The sequence below is a fragment of the Staphylococcus casei genome, assembly GCF_030294405.1.
Taxonomy (GTDB): domain Bacteria; phylum Bacillota; class Bacilli; order Staphylococcales; family Staphylococcaceae; genus Staphylococcus; species Staphylococcus succinus.
The window spans coordinates 1-24614 of the sequence record NZ_CP125721.1; the positions used below are offsets into that span (position 1 = coordinate 1).

26 protein-coding genes and 2 pseudogenes are annotated in these 24614 nt (G+C 28.6%); 18 read left to right on the forward strand and 10 right to left on the reverse strand.

What is annotated here, in order from left to right; all coding sequences use genetic code 11:
* Positions 1–63 precede the first annotated feature (63 nt).
* The 3 genes from QMO72_RS13745 to QMO72_RS13755 all read right to left on the reverse strand — a co-directional run bounded on the left by QMO72_RS13745 (position 64) and on the right by QMO72_RS13755 (position 2268).
* A complete protein-coding gene (locus QMO72_RS13745; RefSeq protein WP_103268042.1) occupies positions 64–276 on the reverse strand; it encodes a hypothetical protein in 213 nt (70 codons plus the stop codon).
* Positions 277–354: 78 nt separating this feature from the next.
* Positions 355–654 (reverse strand): hypothetical protein, encoded by a 300-nt coding sequence (locus QMO72_RS13750; RefSeq protein ID WP_002508712.1) that lies wholly within the window; start codon positions 652–654, stop codon positions 355–357.
* Between the two features lie 267 nt (positions 655–921).
* Entirely contained in the window at positions 922–2268 is a 1347-nt protein-coding gene (locus QMO72_RS13755; RefSeq protein WP_286093289.1) for an Nramp family divalent metal transporter, read from the reverse strand.
* A 286-nt stretch (positions 2269–2554) separates the two neighbouring features.
* Here QMO72_RS13755 and QMO72_RS13760 point away from each other — a divergent pair, with 286 nt between their 5' ends.
* From QMO72_RS13760 to QMO72_RS13770, 3 genes are read left to right on the forward strand one after another with little or no spacing between them, the layout of a single operon-like run.
* Entirely contained in the window at positions 2555–3313 is a 759-nt protein-coding gene (locus QMO72_RS13760; RefSeq protein WP_103268044.1) for an SDR family oxidoreductase, read from the forward strand.
* Positions 3314–3345: 32 nt separating this feature from the next.
* Positions 3346–3666: a hypothetical protein gene (locus QMO72_RS13765; protein WP_002508641.1), complete on the forward strand. Its 321-nt coding sequence runs from the start codon at positions 3346–3348 to the stop codon at positions 3664–3666.
* A 46-nt stretch (positions 3667–3712) separates the two neighbouring features.
* Complete coding sequence (locus tag QMO72_RS13770; RefSeq protein ID WP_002508642.1) at positions 3713–4060, forward strand: MerR family transcriptional regulator; 348 nt, start codon at positions 3713–3715, stop codon at positions 4058–4060.
* A 349-nt stretch (positions 4061–4409) separates the two neighbouring features.
* On the opposite strand, the gene QMO72_RS13775 is transcribed toward QMO72_RS13770, so the two are convergent.
* Together QMO72_RS13775 and QMO72_RS13780 are read right to left on the reverse strand one after the other, a co-directional pair.
* Complete coding sequence (locus QMO72_RS13775) at positions 4410–4766, reverse strand: YxeA family protein (protein WP_002512599.1); 357 nt, start codon at positions 4764–4766, stop codon at positions 4410–4412.
* A gap of 574 nt (positions 4767–5340) precedes the next feature.
* Positions 5341–7224 carry a heavy metal translocating P-type ATPase gene (locus QMO72_RS13780; protein ID WP_002512600.1) on the reverse strand — a complete coding sequence of 628 codons (1884 nt, stop codon included), beginning with the start codon at positions 7222–7224 and terminating at the stop codon, positions 5341–5343.
* 404 nt (positions 7225–7628) lie between these two features.
* Between QMO72_RS13780 and QMO72_RS13785 the strand changes: the two genes are divergently transcribed.
* A protein-coding gene (locus QMO72_RS13785) for an IS6-like element IS257 family transposase (RefSeq protein WP_230456631.1) occupies positions 7629–8302 on the forward strand; the annotation gives its coding sequence in 2 pieces (ribosomal slippage) (positions 7629–7815 and positions 7815–8302; 675 coding nt in all).
* Positions 8303–8775: 473 nt separating this feature from the next.
* A pseudogene (locus QMO72_RS13790) lies at positions 8776–9323 on the forward strand (recombinase family protein).
* Between the two features lie 140 nt (positions 9324–9463).
* Here the strand turns inward: QMO72_RS13790 and QMO72_RS13795 are convergent.
* The 4 genes from QMO72_RS13795 to QMO72_RS13810 form a co-directional block, all read right to left on the reverse strand.
* Complete coding sequence (locus tag QMO72_RS13795) at positions 9464–9697, reverse strand: hypothetical protein (RefSeq protein ID WP_002512602.1); 234 nt, start codon at positions 9695–9697, stop codon at positions 9464–9466.
* A gap of 238 nt (positions 9698–9935) precedes the next feature.
* Positions 9936–10442, reverse strand: a complete 507-nt coding sequence (locus QMO72_RS13800) for a DUF4062 domain-containing protein (RefSeq protein WP_002512604.1) — start codon at positions 10440–10442, stop codon at positions 9936–9938.
* Positions 10443–10563: 121 nt separating this feature from the next.
* Positions 10564–10764 carry a hypothetical protein gene (locus tag QMO72_RS13805; RefSeq protein ID WP_002448025.1) on the reverse strand — a complete coding sequence of 67 codons (201 nt, stop codon included), beginning with the start codon at positions 10762–10764 and terminating at the stop codon, positions 10564–10566.
* Positions 10765–10769: 5 nt separating this feature from the next.
* Positions 10770–11564 carry a ParA family protein gene (locus QMO72_RS13810; RefSeq protein ID WP_002448023.1) on the reverse strand — a complete coding sequence of 265 codons (795 nt, stop codon included), beginning with the start codon at positions 11562–11564 and terminating at the stop codon, positions 10770–10772.
* Between the two features lie 545 nt (positions 11565–12109).
* On the opposite strand from QMO72_RS13810, the gene QMO72_RS13815 reads away from it, so the two are divergent.
* The 7 genes from QMO72_RS13815 to QMO72_RS13845 all read left to right on the forward strand — a co-directional run bounded on the left by QMO72_RS13815 (position 12110) and on the right by QMO72_RS13845 (position 16746).
* Positions 12110–13375 carry a replication initiator protein A gene (locus tag QMO72_RS13815; RefSeq protein ID WP_103267315.1) on the forward strand — a complete coding sequence of 422 codons (1266 nt, stop codon included), beginning with the start codon at positions 12110–12112 and terminating at the stop codon, positions 13373–13375.
* 19 nt (positions 13376–13394) lie between these two features.
* Complete coding sequence (locus QMO72_RS13820) at positions 13395–14018, forward strand: zinc ribbon domain-containing protein (protein WP_286093290.1); 624 nt, start codon at positions 13395–13397, stop codon at positions 14016–14018.
* A gap of 17 nt (positions 14019–14035) precedes the next feature.
* Positions 14036–14314, forward strand: a complete 279-nt coding sequence (locus QMO72_RS13825; RefSeq protein WP_002508705.1) for a hypothetical protein — start codon at positions 14036–14038, stop codon at positions 14312–14314.
* Positions 14315–14846: 532 nt separating this feature from the next.
* Positions 14847–15521 carry an IS6-like element IS257 family transposase gene (locus QMO72_RS13830; protein ID WP_001105999.1) on the forward strand — a complete coding sequence of 225 codons (675 nt, stop codon included), beginning with the start codon at positions 14847–14849 and terminating at the stop codon, positions 15519–15521.
* A 74-nt stretch (positions 15522–15595) separates the two neighbouring features.
* Positions 15596–15922 (forward strand): hypothetical protein, encoded by a 327-nt coding sequence (locus QMO72_RS13835; protein ID WP_103268066.1) that lies wholly within the window; start codon positions 15596–15598, stop codon positions 15920–15922.
* Between the two features lie 207 nt (positions 15923–16129).
* A complete protein-coding gene (locus QMO72_RS13840) occupies positions 16130–16327 on the forward strand; it encodes a hypothetical protein (RefSeq protein ID WP_103268065.1) in 198 nt (65 codons plus the stop codon).
* Positions 16328–16386: 59 nt separating this feature from the next.
* Entirely contained in the window at positions 16387–16746 is a 360-nt protein-coding gene (locus QMO72_RS13845) for a DUF3021 family protein (protein WP_103268064.1), read from the forward strand.
* A 731-nt stretch (positions 16747–17477) separates the two neighbouring features.
* Here the strand turns inward: QMO72_RS13845 and QMO72_RS13850 are convergent.
* Positions 17478–17624 (reverse strand): annotated as a pseudogene (locus QMO72_RS13850) (protein rep); the annotation flags it as partial.
* Positions 17625–17680: 56 nt separating this feature from the next.
* Between QMO72_RS13850 and QMO72_RS13855 the strand changes: the two are divergent.
* The 6 genes from QMO72_RS13855 (at position 17681) to QMO72_RS13880 (ending at position 22986) form a co-directional block, all read left to right on the forward strand.
* Positions 17681–18355 (forward strand): IS6-like element IS257 family transposase, encoded by a 675-nt coding sequence (locus QMO72_RS13855; RefSeq protein ID WP_001105987.1) that lies wholly within the window; start codon positions 17681–17683, stop codon positions 18353–18355.
* A gap of 78 nt (positions 18356–18433) precedes the next feature.
* Positions 18434–18748, forward strand: a complete 315-nt coding sequence (locus QMO72_RS13860; protein WP_103267655.1) for a hypothetical protein — start codon at positions 18434–18436, stop codon at positions 18746–18748.
* A 199-nt stretch (positions 18749–18947) separates the two neighbouring features.
* Positions 18948–19238 carry a hypothetical protein gene (locus QMO72_RS13865; RefSeq protein WP_103267656.1) on the forward strand — a complete coding sequence of 97 codons (291 nt, stop codon included), beginning with the start codon at positions 18948–18950 and terminating at the stop codon, positions 19236–19238.
* A gap of 48 nt (positions 19239–19286) precedes the next feature.
* Positions 19287–20156 carry a hypothetical protein gene (locus tag QMO72_RS13870; RefSeq protein ID WP_103267657.1) on the forward strand — a complete coding sequence of 290 codons (870 nt, stop codon included), beginning with the start codon at positions 19287–19289 and terminating at the stop codon, positions 20154–20156.
* 389 nt (positions 20157–20545) lie between these two features.
* Positions 20546–21517: a hypothetical protein gene (locus tag QMO72_RS13875; protein ID WP_103267658.1), complete on the forward strand. Its 972-nt coding sequence runs from the start codon at positions 20546–20548 to the stop codon at positions 21515–21517.
* Between the two features lie 1049 nt (positions 21518–22566).
* On the forward strand, positions 22567–22986 hold the full coding sequence (locus QMO72_RS13880; protein ID WP_069821421.1) for a plasmid mobilization protein: 420 nt from the start codon (positions 22567–22569) through the stop codon (positions 22984–22986).
* Positions 22987–24614: the final 1628 nt, after the last annotated feature.

Sequence of the window (24614 nt, forward strand, 5' to 3'; positions counted from 1 at the left end):
TCCTAATTTATAGTTAAGAGGTTTTGTATCAAAAACGAACGTTTTTAACTTTAAAGATTTTATCTATTTTTTATTCGTCTGTATAATAACAGATAAAATTATGGTTAAAATAAATATCAGTATAGTTGTAAAAATAATAATTTTATTATTAGGATTTTTATCTTCTTGCTCATCATATTCTTCTAATTCTCTAATTCTTTGCTCGTCTATTTCAACTTCTTCTCTTGAGCCTAGCTCATTATCTAAGATATAGGGTTGTTGGTCTTTTACTTTCATAAATTTTTTCTCCTTATTATTAGAATAGCAAAGACACCTAAATCTTTAGGTGTCTCAGTTTTTTAAATTTCATTTTTATTACATTCGGCTAAGCAGTTCTTTTTTTATAATAATCAAAGCATGGTTACCTTTTGAGTTGATGTTTTCCTGAGCATTTAGTATTAATAGATCAATTAAATCGTCGTTATCTTTTTGACTTATTTCGTCTTTGAATTGATCAATATTTTCTATTAAAATTTTTTGATTGGGTTGCTGCTTGTCTATAGTGTAATACTGGTCAGCGCCCAAACCACCCTCTTCAATCATTTTCGATATTTCATTAGATCGTGTTTCATTTGTTTTGCTTATTTCTATTTCTTTTTTATCAGAGTTAACCATTACTATCCCCCCTATATGCCCATCATACACAGTGTAATAATACATATTTAAAATAACAATAACTCTGCTCACTAACAATTTACTGAGGGTTTAATAAATGACATTATTGGTATCGCTTACATAGATGGTTATTATTAGAATTCATATCAAAGAGGCACCATTGGTTGACCAAGGTGCCTCTTAATCGTTTCAAAAACAAATTTCATCTTAATAAGGATTGTTTATGAAAGTCTGACGAACATCAAATTTTTTAATTTTAATGAATTTTTATAAAAACTCATTAAGTGTTTCTATAATTAGATATATATTCAATATACTTAATATGATTGTTAAAATCCAAGCAATAATATTAACCCATGTTTTATTTGTAAATTCTTTTCCCATTATTTTAGGGTTATTGGTTGCTAACGTTAAAGGAATAATACTAAAGGGTAATGCAATACTTAAAAACACTTGTGTGAAAATTAATAGATCCTCAATTTTAGAAGTACTTGAACCATATAACCATAAACAGATGAATACAGGAACCACAGCGATTAGTCTAGTGACTAATCTTCTTGCCCATTGAGGAATTCTTATATTTAAAAACCCTTCCATGACAATTTGTCCTGATAATGTGCCCGTAATGGTTGAATTTTGCCCTGAAGCTAGCAAAGCTATGGCAAATAATGTACTCATAACAGCACCACCTATAGCTCCTGCAAAATCCGATTCTCGTAAAGCATTATATAAATCATAAAATCGTCCTAAGTCTTCACCATTACCAAAGAATAGAGCGGCACCTAATATTAAAATCAAACAATTAATAATAAACGCAATTGAAAGTTGTATATGTGAATCAATAATAGCGTATTTAATAGCCTCTTTTTTCTTAGCTTTACTTTCACGTATGTAGTTACGTGATTGAACAATTGAAGAATGCAAATACAAATTATGAGGCATGATTGTCGCACCAATGATACCTAAAGCTATGTATAACACACCATTGTTAGTAGCTATTTCTGTACTTGGAATAAAGCCACCTAAAACAGCACTCCATTCTGGAGAAGCAAAGTAAACTTCAAATACAAAGATAAAAAGAACTGTAAAAATTAATACACCTACGATAGCTTCAATCTTTCTAAAGCCAAATTTAATAATTACTAGTAAAAGTAAAACATCTAATACAGTAATAGTTACTCCCACTACTAAAGGTATATCAAAAAGTAGATTTAATGCTATCGCACTACCAATGACCTCTGCAATATCTGTAGCCATAATTGCTAACTCTGTAACAATCCAAGCTGCTATCGACAACGGCTTATTACTTATGTGTTTAGTTACTTGAGCTAAGTCCATACCACTCGCAATACCTAAACGAGCGCACATACTTTGAAGTAACATGGCTGATAAGCTCGATAATAATATTATAAATAATAATGTATATCCAAATTGTGCTCCTCCTGCCATTGAAGTAATCCAATTACCTGGATCCATATAGCCTACGGCAACAAGAAGGCCAGGGCCTAGATACATTATTAGTTTCTTGATACCATTTGCTTCGCTATCAAAAGAAACTTTTCCATTTATTTCTTCTAAACTTTTCTTCACTTTAAAAATCTCCTCATTGAACATTAAATTTATCAATGAATATTATAGCATAAATTAGGTCGACCTAAAAATTATTTTAATTATACTTAAACTTTTAGTTGTTTAATTTCTGATGATTTTAATTAATCTTTGCCTATTATTTTTAAACGACCTTTTATATTAGACTTCTTATTACCTTTCAGAAAATAAGTTGCTATTGAACCAGTTATCATTCCAACGAAACCGATTCCAAAAAACATCAGATAAACACTTGCCTGATATCGCGGTCTAAGGTTTATGATTGAAATATATTCAAAGGAGGTTATATAATATGGGTAAATTTAATAGTTTACGAGACAAAGTTGTAGTTATTGCTGGGGGTGCTAAGAACCTTGGTGGCTTATTAAGCACTACTTACGCTAAAGATGGGGCTAAATTAGTAATCCATTATCATGATGAAAAGTCTTTAGATGATGCTAAAGCTACACTTTCAAAAGTTGAAGAGTTAGGTGGAGAAGGTACATTATTTTCTGGTGATTTAACTAAGGTTAGTAATGTCCAAGCTTTATTTCAACATGCTGAAGAGACGTTTGGAAAAGTTGATATTGCAATAAATACAGTAGGAAAAGTACTTAAAAAACCTATTTCAGAAACGACTGAAGAAGAGTTCGATAGTATGGCAGACATCAATGCAAAGTCAGCTTATTTCTTTATTAAATATGCTGAAAAATCTATGAATGATAATGGTAAAATTATCACTCTAGCGACTGCATTGCTTGCTGCTTATACAGGATTTTATTCAACTTACGCTGGAGGAAAAGCGCCCGTCGAGCATTATACACGCGCAGCATCATCAGAGTTTATGGATAGAGGCATTTCAGTTAACGCGGTGGCTCCTGGACCAATGGATACACCTTTCTTCTACCCTCAAGAAGGCGAAGATGCTGTGGCATTCCATAAATCTCAAGCACTTCATAATCAGCTTACAAATATTGAAGACATCGCACCGATTATCACTTTCTTAACTTTAGATGGTTGGTGGATAAATGGACAAACATTATTTGCAAATGGCGGTTATACGACACGCTAGTTAACTTTAAAGAATAAGGAGGTCATTTTGATATGTATTACTTTTTAGCAATATTTAAAGAAAATGAAACAGATATTAAGATTATTACGGAAGAAAAGGTCATAGATGATAAGAACGTATCTTTGCCAAGTAATAATTACGTTAAATCTTTAGCTGAAGAAATAATTGAGCTATCTCATCAAAATAATTTATTCCATAATGACATTAAACGAATTGGTTTAAAAATAGATGATCCTGAACTCATTGGTTATAACACTGTGGAGTCATTAAAGAGTGATATGGTATCAACATTTGGGTTTGAAGCTATTATCCATAATGACTATGAAGATTTACTAGTTCAACTTATTAAATAGACCAAAAAGGTGACTTTATAAAGTCACCTTTTTTAGGAGGTAAATTATGCAAGTAAAGCAAGTAGCCGATAATTTAGGCATCAGTGAACATACTATTCGATACTATGACAAAGCAGGGCTTTTTCCATTTGTTACCAGAAATAAGAATGGCTATAGAGATTTTTCAGTAGAGGATCTATATTGGATTGAGTTTATAAAATGTATGCGTCAGACACATATGCCTGTATCAAAGTTAAAAGAAATTGCTGAATTGTATCATCAAGGAAGTTCTACCAAAATGAAACGAAAAGATATATTTTTAGAACATCAAAAAAATTTAATAGAACAAAAAAATATTATAGATAAAGGGCTTCAAACATTAGAAGATAAATTTAAATTGCTGGAAAGCGAATAAGTAAAAGTACAGTATTAGAGGGAGGAGAAATGGAGAAAATATAAATTGCTCCTTACACTTTTTATAGTTCTTTAACTTCATATAAAAAATTGCGATTTAGTAGAGAAAATTTATGCCATAGAAAATGAAAATTTCAATATTAATCTTTTACTTTCAAGTATTATTGTACCGACCTTTAGTAATTACATTAATTAATAGATATAAGTATAGCAAAAACACATACATAATATGTATGTGTTTTAATCGTTTCAAAATCAGAATGTGTCTCAATAATGAAGTGTTTTTGAACTAATATTACTAGCTTTATCTAATAATATTAGTTTGATATAGTCAGAGATTAGGTCTTTTGTTAAAGAGAACTTTTAGTTCCCTTCCCTTCCAATAACTCCTGTGCCTTTTTAGGGACGTTATCAGCATCTACCTCTTCATAGGTAATCACTTCATCTTTCTTGTAATAAACTTTTAAATAAGACTCTTTTTCAACTTGGTTTTCAGCTGTAAAAGAGAGTCTTTTTAACTCTCCATTTTCATCAAAACCCGTCATATTATATTTATATCTGGAATAACCTGATTCTTTATATTTCTCACCATCATCAACAATTTTTACATAATATTTAGTTGAACCAATTGTTTGCAATGTCTGTGGCGAACATGCAGTTAATAAGCATATGGCAAATCCTACACTTACAATAAGTAATTTTTTCATAAAAACAATGCTCTCTAATTAACTATAATTCAATTATAATAAAGAAAATAAAAAAGCAACATCGATTTTCCTTACAAAAACCTTTCAAAATTGACACTTTATTAGATAATGATCTTAAGTAGTCCCTTACGAACAACACTAAATTCTTAAAGTGGTAATTTAATAAAAACTCTATTTTCTAATGAATTGACCTGTTCGTATTATAAGATTAACCAGTCATTTCTGCTTAGTCTATTTTTAATAGGTTTTATGGATAAGGTAGCCAAGGTTGGACGGCTTGGCCTATGAGACATCAATATCGTCGGCAATCTTCTCCAACTCCTAATTATAGAAACTCTTTTGAAGGGGGGTGGTAATTAGATATCGTACAACGCTACTTTATTAGTATTTCATACTATTAGTCTTTTTAAGTTGAAAGAGAGAAGGAAGCTTTATGCTATTTCAATTATTAATAGATTTTAAGATTGAAAATATATCTATATATATTCATAAAATAGACCTTTTTGAAAAAAGTCAATTAATCATTTCAAAATCAAATTCTTTCTTAATAATGATTGTTATACTATTTAATTCTTTAACTAAAGTTCTTAAAATCATCTTTAAAATATAAGAGTCTTAAACTATTTATAATTACAAGAATTGTGCTGCCTTCATGTCCTATAACACCAAGAGGTAAATTAATTAATTGAAGAATATTGGTGAAAATCAATATTACTATAATGCTTAATGAAAAAATAATATTTTCTTTAACAATTTTTTTTAACTTTAATGATAGGCTTATTGAAAAAGGGATTTGAATTAAATCATTTTGCATAAGAATTGCGTCTGAAGTTTCCATTGAAATATCTGTACCATTTCCCATTGAAAATCCGACATCGGCAATTGCAAGAGCTGGCGCATCATTAATCCCATCTCCAACCACAGCTATAGTTTCATATTCATTTTTAATTTTTTTTGCAATTTCCGCTTTTTCTTGAGGAAGTTTATTTGCATAAACTTCTTTAATTCCAATAGTTCTTGCAACTTCATTTGCTGTTTGAAAATTATCCCCTGTAACCATAATTGTGTGTATATTCATTTTATTCAACTTAGAAATAGCATCTATAGTATCATCTTTAATTTGATCTGATAGTGAAAAATAAGCTTCTAACTTATTATCTTTAGAGACATAGACTTGTGTTGAAACTGGGGGAATGCTATTTATTTTTTGTTGTATATCTAAATCCAATACCCTGTTTGTGACAAATTCCAATTTACCAATGCGCCATTCATGATTATTATAATAAACTTGTAATCCTTTTCCTGTGATATTATTTACATAATCAAGAGGTATTATGTCAACGTCATTTAAATGTTTTACAAGTGCTTGAGCTATAGGGTGTGTTGCTTCGTTTTCTGCTGATTTTAATATTTTTTTTAATTCTTTTTGTTCGACATTAGACATATAAAATGATTCCTGAACAGTAGGCTGTCCTATTGTTAGTGTTCCTGTTTTATCAAATATTATTGCTTTAACTTGATTGAGTACATCTATTGCATTTCCGCTTTTAAATAGCATATTTCGTCTTGTAGCACGACTGATTGCAGATAATGTTGCGGGAGTAGCGCTTGCAATAAGTGCACATGGCGATGCAACAGTCAATAAAACCATGCCCCTATAAAAAGCTTGTTCCCAACTCCAATTCAATATAGATGGAGTCAATAAGATAAATAATGGCACACCAAGAAGTATTATTTTGACATAAATACTTTCTATATTTTCTATAAAACTTGCAGTATGTGAAGGAGAAGACTGAGCTTCATCGACAAGTCGAATTATTTTTGAAAACAATGTATTATCGATATTTTTTGTAACTTGCATCTCAAAAGTTTCACCTTCGTTGAGCGTCCCTCCGGTTAAATTTTCCTTGTTCTTTTTTTCAATAGGAATAGATTCTCCAGTTATAGCCGATTCATTAATGACAGCATATTCAGAAGTTAATTCACCATCTATAGGAATAGTTTCTCCCTTTGGCACTTGAACAAACATACCTACTTCCAACTCTTGTGTGGAAATAATATCAATTGTCCCATCTGTACTTATACGTCTAGCGAGATCTGGTGTGATTTTTAAAAGTTCAGTCATTGTATTTTTTGTTTTTTCTTCAGCCATCTTTTCCATTGTTTCAGCTAAGGAGAATATAAATATCAACAAAGCTGCTTCCATCCAATAACCAATTACTGACGCACCAATTGCAGCTAAAATCATTAATAAATCAACATTGAAATGTTTGTCTTTAATTAATTCATTCAACCCTTCTTTTGCACTTAAGAATCCTCCAATGATAAAAGCTAATAAATAAATTTTGATAGAATAAGTAAATAAATCTAATGAGTTTAAAATAATTCCTACTAAAATTAAAAATGCACATATTATAGTATTGATTAGTGCAGCATGTTGTTTATACTTTCTAAACATATAAAGCCTCCCCAACAAATTATAATAAATCTAAATTACAATATAATATAGATTATAATTATTATAATCTATATTACCATATAAATCCCTTTTAATCTAATTTAAATACCGTTATCAAAGGATATTCATTCTCATTTGAGGATTGAAAATATTAGTAACATTATACTATTTCGTAAAATTTAAAATATATTTTTTTATAAATGATAAAAAGCAGAACTATTGTCTATAAAGACATAGCTCTGCTTTTTTAAAATTTTTACTTTTCTAAACCATTGGTTAAAACATCTAAATTATACTCTAAATATTTAAGATAAGTATCAACTACACCACCTTTTTTACTAATTTCATGGTTCTGTTGCAAAGTTGAATTTATAGTATAATTTTAACAAAAAGGAGTCTTCTGTATGAACTATTTCAGATATAAACAATTTAACAAGGATGTTATCACTGTAGCCGTTGGCTACTATCTAAGATATGCATTGAGTTATCGTGATATATCTGAAATATTAAGGGAACGTGGTGTAAACGTTCATCATTCAACGGTCTACCGTTGGGTTCAAGAATATGCCCCAATTTTGTATCAAATTTGGAAAAAAAGCATAAAAAAGCTTATTACAAATGGCGTATTGATGAGACGTACATCAAAATAAAAGGAAAATGGAGCTATTTATATCGTGCCATTGATGCAGAGGGACATACATTAGATATTTGGTTGCGTAAGCAACGAGATAATCATTCAGCATATGCGTTTATCAAACGTCTCATTAAACAATTTGGTAAACCTCAAAAGGTAATTACAGATCAGGCACCTTCAACGAAGGCAGCAATGGCTAAAGTAATTAAAGCTTTTAAACTTAAACCTGACTGTCATTGTACATCGAAATATCTGAATAACCTCATTGAGCAAGATCACCGTCATATTAAAGTAAGAAAGACAAGGTATCAAAGTATCAATACAGCAAAGAATACTTTAAAAGGTATTGAATGTATTTACGCTCTATATAAAAAGAACCGCAGGTCTCTTCAGATCTACGGATTTTCGCCATGCCACGAAATTAGCATCATGCTAGCAAGTTAAGCGAACACTGACATGATAAATTAGTGGTTAGCTATACTTTTTTACTTTGCAACAGAACCATTTTTTATATAGGTTAAATATATATCAATTAGACGCAGTGTACAATTACTATAAATTGAAAAAATAAACCCTTTTAATCGTGTTCATTAAAATTATGTAATAGACGTATTATCTTAAAATGTTGGTTGTAATTTTATCAATAATGTCTGTTAAGTCGTTTGGAGTTTCTTGTTTACATTTATCAATCTTTTCTTGAAGTACGTCTAAAACAGCGTTACTAAAAATACCAAAAGTAATAGTAACTTGTAACAAATAACATGTTACTATTACAATAATAAAGAGTTTAATAGATGTCAGTTGTAACTATTCGTATTAGTTATCGGACTTTTTGATGTACCAACTATAAATTATTATCCAATTTTTTCAAGATACTAATTCATGTTATTTAGGGTGTGTGAGAAAGGGCGCTTAAAATGATAGTCGGATATGCAAGATTTTCGATCATATATCAGAATTTAGATAGACAAATCGAAAACCTACAATCTTTTGGTGCTGAAAGAATATTCACAGAAAACAATCGAGCAAATCGATTGAAAATAGACCTGTTTTTTTAAAAGTATTAAGTTTTATACTCATGGGAGATTGTTTAGTTGTAGAATCCATCGACTGATTAGGTAGGAATTATGATGAGTTTATTCAAACGGTTAACTATTTAAAGGAAAAAGAAGTTCAATTCATGATTACAAGCTTGCCCATGATGAATGAAGCAATTGGGAACCCATCATTAGATAAGTTCATGAAGGATTTAATTATTCAAATTTTAGCAATGATTTCTGAACAAGAAAGAAATGAAAGCAAGCGTCGACAAGCACAAGGAATTAAAGTAGCAAAAGAAAAAGGAGTATATAAAGGCAGACCTGTACTTTATTCTCCCAATGCTAAAGATCCCCAAAAGCGTTTAGTCTATCACCGCGTTATAGAAATGCTGGAACGAGGAATTTCTATTAGTGAGGCGAAATAATCTAACTAGGCGGTTGTATTTAAAAAAGTTTTAATAAATCACTTGCTTGATATCGCGGTCTAAGGTTTATGATTGAAATATATTCAAAGGAGATTATATAATATGGGTAAATTTGATCATTTATGAATATTAAAATATTATTACAAATACGGTTCTAATTCTTTTGTTATCTCATTATACATATTAAATATTTTTTTAGACAAATCATCAAAATCGTTTTCAATTTTCAGCATATCTTCTTCTGAAATATCTATCCATTCACCTCTGTGTCCATATTTATTTCCATAAGACCTAAATTTAAAATGTACTTCATCTTTTAGAAAAATTTTATGATCTTCAACAATACGTATATATTCTGATAAACTTTGTAACATATTATCTACATTATGCTGAACAGATTTATCTAAATATTTCTTTAAAGGGTCTTGTTCACCATAATATTCACAAAATTTATTAAGATCTAAAATTGAAAAAATGGATATATAAGAATTGTTTTCATAGTTTTTTTAATTATATTTTTTACTTTTACTAAATCTTCTCTTTGTTTTTTGTATAATTCAATATCTCTGTTACTTTTTTCTATTAAAAAATCCACTTTAGAATGGGTATTTTTTACCCAACCACCACTCCAATTTTTTTATTATCAATAAGTGTTTTATATACCACATTTTTTAAATTATCTAGATTATTAATGTCCATTTTAGCGTATTGTTTTAGAATTTTATCTTTAAATAATTTATACTTATCTTTATTGTTTTTTTCAAAAATATCTAACCCTGAATACTCGCCTTGTTTTTTATATAAATAAGCATCAGATAAAACAAAAATGTATGTTGGTATTCCTTTTATTTGTGCATAATTATATTCTTTTTCAATGTAACTAATATTTTCATCACTTGCTAAAGTACCATATCTACCACCTAATAAAAGAACAAACACATCTGATTCATCTATCCAATGTTTTATAATGTTCCATTGTTCAACATTTTCTCCGGTAAACAATTCCATACCAGCAGGTATATTACTACTTTCTATAACACTTTCTACAACTTTTTGTCTTTCATCAATTAAATCAATATATGTTGAAGATATAAAGATTTGATGTTTTATTTCGGACATACTTTGTCTCCTAACTAGTTTACATAATCGATGATTATCAGAAGTTACAAAAAATGCGTCACTAGTATAGTGACGCATTTTAGCATTTTCTTTATTTGAAAAATTACTATAAATTAACTTTTTAATACTTATTATTTTCTAAAAATTCTTCTAAAACTTTATCAATTATTGATTTTATAGACGTATCTTTATCTAACGCCATTTGGTTTAGCCTTTTCTTAATATCAGTATCTACTCTCATTGTTGTACTTTTAGATATAGGTCTATAATTCTCTGTGTATTTCACTTCCGAAGTATCTATATTATCTAAAAATCCAGCCATACATTTCATTCCTCCTCAATTAATTTAATTCTACTAACTAATTCTTCATATACTTTGTTGAACATATGTATGACTTTTTTATCATGCATATCTTTATCTTTTATCCCATCAGCAGCAAACTTTTTTATTCTTTCTCTTTGATATATTTGGTGTTCAAATAATGCTTCAGAAAACGCAGATTTAGACATCTCTAATATTTGTTTATCTACTCGTCCATTTTTTTTTATTAATACTGGAACTGCACCAACTAATTCAAATGGTAAATCTGACTCTTTTTTTCTATCTCTTAGAAAATTAACAAAAGAAAGACTGCTCTCATAAGCTGATTGTTGTGTTTGAAATACCATTAAAATATAATTACTTGCGTAAACAGCATTATTAGTAAAATCTGAATTTATAGTAGGTGGCACATCTATAAATACATAATCGAAATCATAAATTTTTTCAATTTTTTCTACCACATTTTTTAAAATATATCTTTTTTTCAAAATGTCTGTTTTTGAAATAATATCGGATAAATTAGCCAAAGACGAATCAGCGGGCAATAATGATAAATTAGAAGTTAATCTAATGATACTTTCATCTATATTTCCACTTTTTAGCATATTTATGAATGAAAGTGATTCCTCTTTAAATTCTGGATAAGTTCTTTTCATAATTTGAGTAGCGTTACCTTGAGGATCAAAATCTATTAAAAGAACCTTTTTGTTATAGTTTTCAGATGCAATATAAGAAAGTAATGTAGATACTGTAGTTTTACCTACGCCACCTTTAAAATTTCCAACTGTTATTATATTCAAAATAACCCTCCTACATAATCTCATTGTTCTTAATTCATTCTTATATATTCTTTGTATTGTTTGTTACATGTAACATGTTACTTCAAAACTTTGTTTCTTTCAACTTATACATAATCTCGTTGTTCTTAATTCATTCTTATATATTCTTCGTGTTGTTTGTTACATGTTACATGTAACTGCAAAACTTGTTTCTTTCAACTTATACATAATCTCGTTGTTCTTAATTCATTCTTATATATTCTTTGTGTTGTTTGTTACATGTAACATGTTACTCATAAAAAGTTACAAAATAAATTGTTTCTATAGGTATATAAGTGTTATTATTAATTTATAACAAAATAAAAAGAGCAACTATTGGTAGTAGTTGCCCTTAAATGTTTGGTAATAAAACGTTGGCACACGTTTATTTAATATCAAATTTATACTTGTATTATATAATGAATGATTACTTAGTGCAAGTATTGAAGTTATTATATGAACGGAAAATATATAAAAGCGTTTTATTACCTCTTACCAATTTAAAATTCGGAAAGAGGTTTTTTATTATGACAAATGAAGAAAATCAAAAATTCACAAAACTACACAAATTCTTATTTACAGACAACAAGTTCAAAGCTATGAGAGCCAAAAGTAAATTACTCTATGCGATTATTACTGAACGTCAAAGTTTAACAATTGCTTATGCAAAAAATAACCAAGATCAATCTCAATTTTTAGATGAAAATAATCGTTTATTTTCAATATATTCAAATTCAGATTTAAAAGGTATGCTACATGTTTCTGAACCTACAATTATAAATCTAAAAAAAGAATTGATTGAATATGGTCTTTTAGAAGAAATAAGAGTTCCTACTTCAAATAATCGATTATATCCCAAAAAGCCATATGATAAATACTATTATCTAAATGATATTGATGAGTTTTATCGTTTGCCTTATGCACTTTTTGATAATCCATTTTATAATAAACTATCGCCCGATGCTATTATTACTTACGCTATTTATCTAAGTCGTTATGAATATAGTGTGTTTAAAGATATTTTTTACGATAAAACACATAATATTTACTGCGTGATGCCAAATCAAGAAATTGCAAAATTTTTGAATATAAATCGTAAAAAAGTGGCTAGGCTCAAAAATGAGTTAATTGCTTATGGATTAATAGAAGTAAAACCTTCAAAAAGAGCAGATAAATTATATGTAAATCCTCCAAAACAGCGTAATGACAACAAACTTAAAAAATGGGACATTGCAAACTTAAAAAATGGGACATTGCAAACTAAAGATATGGGACATTGCAAACTTAAAAAATGGGACGCTAGTTATACTGATTTTAGTAATACTAATATTAGTGTTATTGATTCTAATGATACGAATGATATGAATGATATAAGAGAGGCAAATATAGAAGATACAAAACCTAATCAACCAAATCATACAGATCATTTACAAAAGCAATCCGATGAAGAAGCTTTAAAACATTTAGAACTTCAGGAAATGCCCGAAGATACAAAAAGATACATGAATAATTTTAGTGCTAAAGAAATACAAATCATTAAATCAGTTATACTAAAAGCTAAGCGTTCGTTTAATGATTTGTATGGTGAAGTGTATATGCTTGAAGATATGGATGATGAATTATTTACGGTACTTAAAAGATTCAAAGGTATAATGGTTAAAAAACAAGAAAAATTGGAAAATATGCAAGGATATTTAATGCGCTCTATTTTGTCCGAATTAGAAGAAATGCGCTCAACGAATATGCGTAGAAAAAACTTTGAAAACAGCCCACTCAACGTATTTAAATCATAAAATACAAGAAAAAAGGGGAATGATAGGCTATGAATTTTTCGTTAGTGAAAAGCTAGAGAACTGCAAATATAAGTATATCAAAGCGATTAACGATTATATAAAACAAGAAAAATCTCATATTATCGGTATCGATTTAGGCAAATACCATTACTTAACAGCGTCAAATATAGACCGATCTTTTGTTTTTGTTGATAAACATAACACGCTCTTCCATCTTTTTAGAAAATACGAGAGACGTATTGCTAATAAGCAATATGATAAGAGCGAAGCTTATTCTAAACTGAAAACAGGACTTAAAAGCCATATCAATCAAGTTGTTAACGAAATGTTAGAACAAACGTCCAATCGTTTTCAAACCGTCTTTGCATTAGATGATCATGGTTCAAGTCATTTATCTTTTCCTAGTTTGGTATTTGACTTAACTTATTTTGCGATTAAGCAGCGAAAAAATGAAAGTGACGAAATACTGATCGTTGATGAAAGTTTCACGTCTATTGAATGTCCAATATGCCATGATAGAAATCAGTACAACAGAACTAATAAAAATAAGTTTAAGTGTACAAAATGTGGATTCATACATCAAAACAATGATATTGTAGCTGCTAGCAATATAGCAAAGAAAGGACAATTATTAAATTCTTAATATAAAGGGGGGATAAAATGATGAATAATAAACAAAAAGCGAGGCTAAAACATTACAAAAACTATGATTATCCAAAACAAGCGTATGCTTTCTTTGATCATAAAAAGGTAAAAGTTGTTTTAAATAATGGAGAATCATTTACGGGGTATATTGTTAAAGAATATACGTACGAAATATTATTAGTGAAAAGCGATGGCATCAAAGATCCAAAAGATAATGAATTAGAGAAACGTACGCTCATTCCTAAACACTCGATTGCTTATACGACCAATTTCATTCATTTACCTCAAGAATAAAGAATAATTAAAATTAGTTATATTGGTTTTGAGGGGATTTTTAGCGTGAATATAGGTCAGAATCTTTAGTTCGACCTTTATATTCATGCTGTAGCAAACGAACAAAGTGAGTGCGGTAGAATCATACCTAACGTAGCAAAATAAAAAATAATTATGATAATCAATAATGTTTCTCTGCACTATCATGTGCTAGAGTGAAATTAGAGAATTAATAGTCCAATCAAAACATATTCTCTTGTCATTTTGTATAATATTGCTTCCAAAGCCCTAACTACTATTTGTAGTTAGGGCTTTTAATTTCTGGATATAAAAATAACCCCACACCTTATTAGGTGTAGTGATTTAAAAGGTAATATACACAAGAAAATATAAATAAAATAAGAGATGATAAGCGAAAGCACTCTATTTAGTGTTTTTCCTAAATAAATGTTGATAAAAATTTTGATGACTAATGTGTCTTGTTAAAGGTTTTTATTGGTTCTGTTGCAAAGTTGAATTTATAGTATAATTTTAACAAAAAGGAGACTTCTGTATGAACTATTTCAGATATAAACAATTTAACAAGGATGTTATCACTGTAGCCGTTGGCTACTATCTAAGATATGCATTGAGTTATCGTGATATATCTGAAATATTAAGGGAACGTGGTGTAAACGTTCATCATTCAACGGTCTACCGTTGGGTTCAAGAATATGCCCCAATTTTATATCGAATTTGGAAGAAAAAGCATAAAAAAGCTTATTACAAATGGCGTATTGATGAGACGTACATCAAAATAAAAGGAAAATGGAGCTATTTATATCGTGCCATTGATGCAGAGGGACATACATTAGATATTTGGTTGCGTAAGCAACGAGATAATCATTCAGCATATGCGTTTATCAAACGTCTCATTAAACAATTTGGTAAACCTCAAAAGGTAATTACAGATCAGGCACCTTCAACGAAGGTAGCAATGGCTAAAGTAATTAAAGCTTTTAAACTTAAACCTGACTGTCATTGTACATCGAAATATCTGAATAACCTCATTGAGCAAGATCACCGTCATATTAAAGTAAGAAAGACAAGGTATCAAAGTATCAATACAGCAAAGAATACTTTAAAAGGTATTGAATGTATTTACGCTCTATATAAAAAGAACCGCAGGTCTCTTCAGATCTACGGATTTTCGCCATGCCACGAAATTAGCATCATGCTAGCAAGTTAAGCGAACACTGACATGATAAATTAGTGGTTAGCTATATTTTTTTACTTTGCAACAGAACCAAAGGGTGTCTGTTTATGATTGAATATGAATATTTTCATTTGGATTCCGAAAATCGTAAGAACGGAAATTTTTTAGAAATTCTTCATCCTGATTTTGAAGAATTTGGTCAATCAGGTAAGAAGTTTAAAAAAGGAGATTTTTGTAATACTGATTTAGATTCTAATATTTATGAAATTGAGGATTTTGTTGTTGTTGATTTATCTACTCAAACTAAGTTATGTAAATATATTCTATTAGATAAAACTTCTAATTCTAAAAGTGTTAGAAGTTCAATATGGTTTTTTTATGAAAAAGATTGGAAACTATATTTTCATCAAGGTACAAAAGCATATTGTGATTAGGAAACGCATTTATGCCGAGAAAATTTATTGATGTTGAGAAGAACCCTTAACTAAACTTGCAGACGAATGTCGGCATAGCGTGAGCTATTAAGCCGACCATTCGACAAGTTTTGGGATTGTTAAGGGTTCCGAGGCTCAACGTCAATAAAGCAATTGGAATAAAGCAATTATGTTTAGTAACATAAAAAATAAAGAGGAGTGATTTTTTTGAATAGAAACACAGTGTTAGATAAAGGCTACATTATAGCAACTATTTTAAATATTTTCTTTTTAATTGGATTAGTTTTTATATCTGGTTCGGAAAATTTATACATATTCATTCCATATGTTATTTTGATGGGAATAAATGCTGTTTATTTATTTATTAAAGCGATTAAGATTAATAAGAATAAGGCGGAGATTTAAAAGGTATTTGAAACTCGTTTCACTCGTTTTAAAAAAAACAAAAAAACGGAGTTGATTTTATGATTCTACAAATTTTTTATAGAGCTATAATTCCCTTTGCTGTAATGAGTTTTATTTCCTTAATTCTATTGCTACAAGAAAAAAATTACCAAGCAAAAGGTACATTTATTACAAGTCTTATAATATTAATTTTAGGATTAAGCTCTTTTATATACGAAATTAATGCGCTAAATTTGAAACAAAAAACCATTGTTCATTTCGTTCTAATGCTTGTTACAATCTATCCAATTTTACTTCTCAGTGGATGGTTTAAATTAAATGTTTTTTTAGACTATTTAAAAGTTTTTGGTATATTTATAAGCTTCGGAGTAGCATTTTGGATAATATTTTTACTAATTTCAAAATTAACAACTAAATAAATATTGCTTTATTCCAATTGCTTTATTGACGTTGAGCCTCGGAACCCTTAACAATCCCAAAACTTGTCGAATGGTCGGCTTAATAGCTCACGCTATGCCGACATTCGTCTGCAAGTTTAGTTAAGGGTTCTTCTCAACATCAATAAATTTTCTCGGCATAAATGCGTGGTCTACTTTTTATTCTTACTCACTTTGATAGCAAAAAATGCCATTCCAATACAAAACCACATACCTATAATCGATAACCACATAGCAGCCATAGAATCACTCCTTTTTAGCAAACTTTATCACAAGAACTATTTAAATTTTAAATACCTTTATTTTGAATTTTAAGGGGGCATTTTAAAGATTTAGGGGTAAATCATATAGTTTTATGCCTAAAAATCTACATAAGCTTTTAAAACGCAAATATGAGCCAAATAAATATATCTTAATTTCACAAACTAAAATTCGAGCAAAACCAGTGTCGAATTTTTGAGACACTGCCCAGTTGCATGCAAATTAAAATTTTCATGATTTTTTATAGTTCCTAACAGGGTTAAAATTTGTATAACGAAAGTATAATGTTTATATAACGTTAGTATAATAAAGCATTTTAACATTATACTTTTGATAATCGTTTATCGTCGTCATCACAATAACTTTTAAAATACTCGTGCATAATTCAACAGCTGACCTCCCAATAACTACATGGTGTTATCGGGAGGTCAGCTGTTAGCACTTATATTTTGTTATTGTTCTTCCTCGATTTCGTCTATCATTTTGTGATTGATTTCTCTTTTTTCTTGTTCTGTTAAGTCATAAAGTTCACTAGCTAAATACTCTTTTTGTTTCCAAATATAAAAAATTTGATAGATATATTCGGTTGGATCAATTTCGGTTCTGTTGCAAAGTTGAATTTATAGTATAATTTTAACAAAAAGGAGACTTCTGTATGAACTATTTCAGATATAAACAATTTAACAAGGATGTTATCACTGTAGCCGTTGGCTACTATCTAAGATATGCATTGAGTTATCGTGATATATCTGAAATATTAAGGGAACGTGGTGTAAACGTTCATCATTCAACGGTCTACCGTTGGGTTCAAGAATATGCCCCAATTTTGTATCAAATTTGGAAGAAAAAGCATAAAAAAGCTTATTACAAATGGCGTATTGATGAGACGTACATCAAAATAAAAGGAAAATGGAGCTATTTATATCGTGCCATTGATGCAGAGGGACATACATTAGATATTTGGTTGCGTAAGCAACGAGATAATCATTCAGCATATGCGTTTATCAAACGTCTCATTAAACAATTTGGTAAACCTCAAAAGGTAATTACAGATCAGGCACCTTCAACGAAGGTAGCAATGGCTAAAGTAATTAAAGCTTTTAAACTTAAACCTGACTGTCATTGTACATCGAAATATCTGAATAACCTCATTGAGCAAGATCACCGTCATATTAAAGTAAGAAAGACAAGGTATCAAAGTATCAATACAGCAAAGAATACTTTAAAAGGTATTGAATGTATTTACGCTCTATATAAAAAGAACCGCAGGTCTCTTCAAATCTACGGATTTTCGCCATGCCACGAAATTAGTATCATGCTAGCAAGTTAAGCGAACACTGACATGATAAATTAGTGGTTAGCTATATTTTTTACTTTGCAACAGAACCAAATTAAAAGCGGGCTTAAATTGGTCATTACTCTAATCATGTTATTAGTTACTTTATTAGGTATAGGATTATCTTTAGATAGTAAGGATATGACTAAAGAAGATGTAAAGAGTGTATTAATTGAATATAAAAATATAAACAACTCTAATGATAGTAATGCGAAGAAAAACAAACAATACAAAAAAGCTATAAAATCAACTATAGAATCAACTATAGAATCTGAAGAGGATAACAATTTTTTTGATGTTGAAACTATGACAGTAATCTCGTTATTAACAAGTTCATCATACGGTATATTATTATTACTCGTTAACTATAAAGAAGACACTAAATGATAAGCAGGCGTAGTCGTCTGCTTCTTTTAAAAGTACGAGGTGTACAAGAGTATACAAAGGTGTACAAATAGAAGAAGTAGTCAACACACACTCAATTTGTAAAATTAGAAATAAATTTGAGATATAAACAAAAAACATGATAACATATTATTGTGTTAAAATTTTTTAGTTTAAATATGTTATAACAGGAGGTAAAGTAATGAAAAAAATATTAATTCCCATATTATTAACTAGCATAATATTAACTGCTTGTGGGAACAAAAAAGATCAGATACAAGGTAATTGGGAAGATACTAAAAATGAAGGTTATCACGTTGAAATTAAGGATAATATACTTGAAGTAAATCAAAGTGGTATAACTTTAAAAGGAAAAATTGAAGAAAATAAAGATGGGGAATTAAAAGCTAACATTGACGGGGATAAAGCTAAAGTTGATTACAAAGATGATAAGCTCATTATAGATGATATGAAGTTTAAAAAAGTAGAATAAAAATTTTAGTTCAACATAGCTTGGTATATTGATAAGGTGGGTAATTAAATGAAAAAAATATTAACTGTGATAGTAGTAATGGTGTTTGCATTAGCTGGTTGTGGCAAAGCAACTGATGAGAAAGAAGTTAAATTCAGTGACGTTATGAATGATAAGAAAGAAACAATATCTTATGTTGTTACTGTTAATTCTGATGATAGTCCTAGTATAGGAAAAAATTCTGATATCTTGCAATATATAATAAGTAAAAACGGCAAAATAACAGTTTATAACAGTAACGATGATAATTTAGGTAAATTAACTAAAATGAGTGATGACGAGAAAATTAAGTACATAAAAAAAAGTGACAAAAAGCACTTCGAGGATGACAAATCTACCTCGCTATCTGCCTTAAAAGATAAACTAAAAGATACAGAAAAAAATTTAAAAACTGCTATAGAAAATGGTAATAGTGAGCATACTGTAGCGGAATCGAACACAACTACAATGAGAGAGCATTACGAAAATAATATTAAAAGTTTAAAAAAATCTATTAAAAAAGTAGAAAACACTAATTATAAAAAACCAACATCACAAAATCTAGTTATAGAAGTTTCAACTGATGAAACAGGAAATAATACTAAAGAAGAATTTATAAATGTTGAACCTCATGGGTTTGAAGGAGTATACAGTGGGAAATATATTGATAGTAAAAAATCAGCAAATCCAAAAGAATATGGAGAGTATTTTACTAATGTAGTATCTCCTACTGAAATATATGATACAAAAGTAGCTGGTATAGGTAACATAGATTACGTAGAGGATGATAGTAGTTATGTCAATTACGATGATTATATGTATCTAGTAACAGAAGTTGGAGATAAAACTGAAAAGTTTAATTTAGATCAACCAGATGATAAAAACGTAAAAGAAAAGTAGTAACGAAACTACGTACGAAATGAATAACCATATTAGATAAATCGAATATTAAATTTGATAAGTTACCAAAAGATTGAAGAAAAATATTAGATGGTAAGGTATATGGTTATACTCAATACAAGTTGTAAAAAAAGAAGCAGGCGGAGAAATAGTCGCCTGCTTCTTTTAAGTTAATATGATGTACAAGGATATATAAAGGTTTTCTGATTTTTATACTAGCACCATAGGCTTAAATAGAAGTAAGGATTTAATTTTGTAATTAAGAAAACTGGTTTAATAATATATATATAATAGATCTGATATAAATGATAATAGAATTATTATTTCATGTATTCAAATTAATATTATTGTTATAATACATGTAAGTTATTTAGGAAGGAATTATAAAAATGAAAAAAATTATTTCAATTTTAATTAAAATAATAGTTGCTATAATATCAATAATTTTTGCGGGAGTTTCACTTTTGAATTATTGGATAGGCACAAAAGATTTCCAAGGGGAAATTACAAGAGATAATTCGGATTTATATGGTACAGCAATAGCTTTGATTTTTGGATTTATTGTCTTTCCTATAATAATAAACCTAGTTATAGATGTAGGTAAAACTAGACAAAGAGCGAGTTTTGTTATAAGTAAGCTCACTGGCACTAATTATGATCCTAATAATTATAAAGATGATAATTATAAAGATTTTGAAGATTTAGGAGTTTGGACACAATCTGGGAGTTTAGTTTTAAAAGCATATTTTAAGCCTTTAAGTATAGTTTTGGGTTTATATTTATACTACATTAACTTGATATCACCAATTTTTAATACATTAACCAGTGGATTAGAAAGTAGTTATATAATACCTCAAATAATTATAAAAATGATATTTACTTTCCCTATTATTACGCTTTATATTTATTTAAACATTCGTTTTTATCCATGGGTTAAGATGTGGTGTATGAACATTGATTATATGAACGTAATATTTCCAACAAGCGAAGGATTTATAAAGACCAGCTTAAGTAATATTAAAACTGTCCAAAAAAAATATGATGAGACACCTATGAATAAATATATTAGGTTTACACATTTAAAGACAAGAGGTCGTACCTTAAATATAACTGAAGATAAAATATATACTAACGAGGATAAAAGACATGAAACGACTAAAATGGTTGTTAAACAAAGTTATATTTATGTTCTTATAAGATATGGAATTTGCTTGTTACTTTGGTGCTTTTCGTTTATCTTAGGTTGGTTTGTGATTCCAAGAATCATTAGAAGTATAATGGAAAAAGAAGAAATTAAAGTAATTAAAAATTTTTATCCAAATAAGAAAATCAAATATTTTCAAACAAATAAAGAAATCTAACAAAATGTTAGTTTTTTTACAGTGGATTACAACGATTATAAATATTTAGTAAAATATGTTGAAGAGAGAACTGAAAAATTTAAATTAGATCAATCAGATTATAAAATTTGTCTAGTTAAGTGTAGCCGATCCACAGAAACTGAATTGGGTGGAAGAGTAATTTTGAAACTTGAATTTCTGGTAAAAGATATAAAAATGATTTTGAAAAATCATGGATATAGACTTTTTATTTTAAAGATTCAATTTGGGAATGAGGGATAATTAATGTGTGCTTTGAAATTATTAGTCCTTAATTTCAAATTAAATTGATTCAATAAATCATAAAATAAAAAATGAAAAGGGAAATTATTATTAGAAAAAATTATAGCTAAAGTTACTCGTTGTGCAATATTTTCTTTAGAGTTATTGAAGGATTGTTTTATTAATAGATTCTTAAACGTCGTGGAATAATTTTAAAATACTAAAAATTAATCACTTAAATATATGGTTTAAATGAGACGAATCAAATTAATTTTAATACTTATTCATTCTATTTATATTAGGTTATCTTCTCTTATAACTTCTTTTGAGATTCTAACTTAACAGGATAAGGAGGAACAATGCCATTGCCATGGCACCCAGCATAGCTGGGGTTCTCTAAACTTATCCTTAAAGGATCTAAATACTGATATTGCAGTATTTATGGATCATATTTAAAAACGGACACAAAGGAATCCATGAAATTCTACATGGCATTTTCTTTGGAAAATAGTTGTTCTTCTATCCTTTGGGGCGCAAGGGATCTCATAACAGGGAATCTTTAGAATCCCTAAAGATTCCCCGAAGGATTCCTTATGTTCATCCAAAATTAATCAATATTTCAGTACATAACTAATTAGTAATTACTAAGTTAAATATGATACGATAAAACTAAGTAATTGCTAAGTCAAAAACTTGTTAAAATAGATGAGTATTTACTTAGTTTATTTTTTGTAAAAATATTGAGTGATTACTAACCATATTATCGGATGAATAAATGAGTAATTACTTAGTTATGGAGGGGGTCAAAAATGACCGATAAAAGTCATAGAAAAGCTAAAACAATCAATATTAATTTGACTGAAGAAGAATATAAAAAGGTAAAAGCATTAGCAGAAGATAGAGATTTAAATCCAACAGCTTATACACGGCTTGTGGCTTTAGGTAATCGTATCAAACCTACAGTTGTCTATAACACAGATGAGCATACTGAACAGTTAAAAAAAGAAAAACAAAAACTTGAAATGGCTTTAGAGACAAGCGTACCAAAAGAAGATGTTGAGCTTTTAGAAGCACAATGTGAACATTATAAAACTTATATTGATACGTTTAAGCAGTTCTTACAGTATGTACAAGAGGATGCGGAATATATTAATTTGAATGGATATAAAAATGATGAAAAGCTTAAAGAAGATATTAGGGATGCTATAAAATCCTTTTTTGAAAACTGATTTAATTTTTCAAAGATATAAAACATACGAATATAAGTTATATTACATTTTGAAATTTTCGTTCTCATCCCTACGGTTAAAACCATGGGCTTTCTCATTCACTAAATTCTGTAATTTTCCCTAGTTATAAATTCGATTATTTTAGATGAGGATGACGAAAAAAGAGCTAGTAATTCTATTTCAATGACTGATTTAGATAACGCACCAAGTGAAAGTACAGACATTTCAAATACTGATATTGAAAATATAAGAAACGATACTGTAGATGTGTAAAATTATATAGTGAAATAGAATAAGAAAATGATATTCAAGAAGGACTAAAAGCTCAGCAAAAACAACTTAATCATTTTAGTACTGATAAAATTTATGAATTATCATCAATAAGTAGTAATACTGGAATCAGATCAAATGACAAACCAAAATAGGAAGGACCACTTTTATTATGGTAGTGCCTAGAAAAATTAAACAACATAGAAGGCATATAAAAGAAACTAAATCAGTTATATAAAAACATTAACTTTGAAGAATTAAATTATGGAGAAGTTAAAATTGATGAAAATTCAAACTTTATATTAGATAAAGAAGATTATCTATCACAATAAACTATTGAGAAAATGCTCAATTCATAAAACAATTAATCAATGAAGATGATACAAACAAATCAATAACTAATGACAATAACAATAAAGATAATCAAATAAATGAAGATATAAATACATTTATTTAAGCATTAAGTGTTCAGTTAAAATATTTAACTGAACACTTTTTTATTCTGGTACCGTTAATGTATAAACATAAGTTACTGCATAAAAATAATTCCAAAGGTTAATTTAAGACGAATAAATTATGTAAATAATACATGTTAAGTATTTCACAAATAGTCGTTAATTTAAATAAAATACATAAAATCCAGACTCCTTTAGGGAGTCTATAACGACTCTAAAGAGTCCTCGTTTTTAAACCTCTTGGGGGACAAGGGATATGCCGTTCGGTAAATTCTCATAAAAATGCCATGTAAAAATACACAGAATCAATTGTTATCGTGTTATAAATTATTATATAAACACTATCACATCAGTATTTATAGTGTTAAAGGATAAGTTTAGAGAACCCCAGCTATGCTGGGTGCCATGGCCATGGCATTGTTCCTCCTTATCCTGTTATCAGGGAGTCTAAAAGGAGTCGCTGATATAATTAATAGGTAAGAATAAACAATATAAGTTGTTCTATTAATTACCGTTAATATAATGTTATAAGTTTTATATTAATAAACTTTAATCATCTTAATTGAGTTCGTTTATTAATAAACAACCAATTAATGTATATAAAATGTGACGCTAATTAGGGACGTTAGATATACTTTAATAAATCAAATAACTACATTTTTATTTTTGATTTATTAAATACAATTAAACTTAGTTATAAGTTAATGCAGGAGATTTAGTTTTTGAAATACTAATTAAATGTTATAAAAAAGAGGAATCTATACATAATATAAATTCCTCTAAAGATATTTGAAATATACTTTATTAACTTACTGCATCTTTTATATCACTTGTAGGTAAAAGAGAACTATATTAATAGTTCCCTAAATAATTTCATCAATCCGTTTCATTTGTTTTACTGCA